Here is a 2,500-nt window from a genome sequence, read left to right as displayed (position 1 = left end):
TTCTTCGCCTTCTATGTAATTACTTACAAAGAATGTAGCTCATACTTTCAGCTGTTGTGTGATTCTAAAGAATTTGAAGTTTTTTCTTCAATAATTAGAATGCTAATTCTTCCCATTATAGAAAGAATAGTTCTACATTACAGTCTTGCTTGTGTCAATATGTCAAAGATCTTGTGCTGTTACTCTATGTGTTCTGAGGCAGTGCATCAGAAGTAGAAGACAGCGAAGTGGAGAATAACGGATTCGAACCGTTGACCCCCTGCGTGCAAAGCAGGTGCTCTAGCCAACTGAGCTAATCCCCCAAGGGAATAGAGAAAGTATCAAAGGACTTTAAGTCTGTCACACATGGCTTAGCGCCAATGTGTAGTCCCAGGCAGACTTGAACTGCCGACCTCCACATTATCAGTGTGGCGCTCTAACCAACTGAGCTATAGGACTGAGTTGGAAGAAAGCACTGCGGCTTCTCATGCCAGACTTCCTTTCTCTTATTCTTAAAACAGTGCAGTGAGTACAAGAAGAAAAACGAACCAAAGGTTCTTTTATTTCCTTGATTACCGTTAACTTGTTAACATGTATACTTAAATACTTATCAACTAAATCAACTAATAAGCGAACTCTCCAGAAAGGAGGTGTTCCAGCCGCACCTTCCGGTACGGCTACCTTGTTACGACTTAGCCCCAATCACCAGTTTTGCCCTAGGCCGATCCTTGCGGTCACGGACTTCAGGCACCCCCGGCTTTCATGGCTTGACGGGCGGTGTGTACAAGGCCCGGGAACGTATTCACCGCGCCATGGCTGATGCGCGATTACTAGCGAATCCAGCTTCGTGGGGTCGGGTTGCAGACCCCAGTCCGAACTGGGACCGGCTTTCAAGATTGGATGCAATTTGCATTACACCGTCCCTCTGTACCGGCCATTGTAACACGTGTGTAGCCCCGGACGTAAGGGCCGTGCTGATTTGACGTCATCCCCACCTTCCTCACACCTTACGGTGGCAGTGTCTCCAGAGTGCCCAGCATTACCTGATGGCAACTGAAGAGAGGGGTTGCGCTCGTTATGGCACTTAAGCCGACACCTCACGGCACGAGCTGACGACAACCATGCAGCACCTTCACAGAGACCCCGAAGGGCGTCATTATCTCTAAATCCTTCCTCTGCAATTCAAGCCCGGGTAAGGTTCCTCGCGTATCATCGAATTAAACCACATGTTCCTCCGCTTGTGCGGGCCCCCGTCAATTCCTTTGAGTTTCACCGTTGCCGGCGTACTCCCCAGGTGGGATGCTTAATGCTTTCGCTTAGCCGCTGATACCAGGTACCAACAGCGGGCATCCATCGTTTACTGTGCGGACTACCAGGGTATCTAATCCTGTTTGATACCCGCACCTTCGAGCTTAAGCGTCAGTTGCGCTCCCGTCAGCTGCCTTCGCAATCGGAGTTCTTCGTCATATCTAAGCATTTCACCGCTACACGACGAATTCCGCCAACGTTGTGCGTACTCAAGGAAACCAGTATGCGCTGCAAGTCAGACGTTGAGCGTCTACATTTCACAACACACTTAATATCCAGCCTACGCTCCCTTTAAACCCAATAAATCCGGATAACGCCTGGACCTTCCGTATTACCGCGGCTGCTGGCACGGAATTAGCCGGTCCTTATTCGTATGGTACCTGCAAATAGGGACACGTCCCTAACTTTATCCCCATACAAAAGCAGTTTACAACCCATAGGGCCGTCATCCTGCACGCTACTTGGCTGGTTCAGACTTCCGTCCATTGACCAATATTCCTCACTGCTGCCTCCCGTAGGAGTTTGGACCGTGTCTCAGTTCCAATGTGGGGGACCTTCCTCTCAGAACCCCTACTGATCGTCGCCTTGGTGGGCCGTTACCCCGCCAACAAGCTAATCAGACGCATCCCCATCCATTACCGATAAATCTTTACTTCAAATCTGATGCCGTCATCGAAGACTATGCGGTATTAGTCTGCCTTTCGGCAGGTTATCCCACAGTAATGGGAAGGTTGGATACGCGTTACTCACCCGTGCGCCGGTCGACGTCCAAAGAGTGCAAGCACTCAATGCCGTTTCCCCTCGACTTGCATGTGTTAAGCCTGTAGCTAGCGTTCATCCTGAGCCAGGATCAAACTCTCCATTGTAAAATATGTTTTGGTGATAAGTGATAGGTGATAAGTGATAATGAATACCATGTTAACCCAAACGCTTCACCGAGTAATCTCTGTTTCAGAACGCTTATCCTAAAAGTATCAAGTAAAAAGCACCTTTTCTTTTGTTCCTTAATTATTTTGAGGCGGTGCCTCAAAAGTAGGGACAACGAATTGATCGGTTCGTTTCTTTTACCCATCCATTTGATATAAAACCAAACAGACGCTTCTTGTACTACTTCTCTGTTTATGTAAATCTTTTCAAAGAACTCTTTCTTTAAGCGCTTTAAGTAACTTGCCAGGTGGCTTGTTTTGTAAAGCGAGTGCAAAGGTATACAGAA

The 2,500-nt window shown here is 47.8% G+C and carries 2 tRNA genes and 2 rRNA genes (1 of these 4 cut by a window edge); all 4 read right to left on the bottom strand.

Annotated features, from left to right (window positions below):
* Positions 1-5 (bottom strand): 23S ribosomal RNA (locus J4861_RS05510) (it extends 2,897 nt beyond the left edge of the window).
* Positions 6-228: 223 nt separating this feature from the next.
* Positions 229-302: transfer RNA gene (locus J4861_RS05505), tRNA-Ala, on the bottom strand.
* 62 nt (positions 303-364) lie between these two features.
* Positions 365-438: transfer RNA gene (locus J4861_RS05500), tRNA-Ile, on the bottom strand.
* A 184-nt stretch (positions 439-622) separates the two neighbouring features.
* Positions 623-2,153, bottom strand: a 16S ribosomal RNA gene (locus J4861_RS05495).
* The 16S and 23S rRNA genes sit together here with 2 tRNA genes alongside, the layout of an rRNA operon.
* Positions 2,154-2,500: the final 347 nt, after the last annotated feature.

This window comes from Prevotella melaninogenica (genome assembly GCF_018127925.1).
Classification (GTDB): domain Bacteria; phylum Bacteroidota; class Bacteroidia; order Bacteroidales; family Bacteroidaceae; genus Prevotella; species Prevotella melaninogenica_C.
Note: the sequence above shows the minus strand (reverse complement) of the source record. Positions and strands in the feature narration are given on the sequence as shown.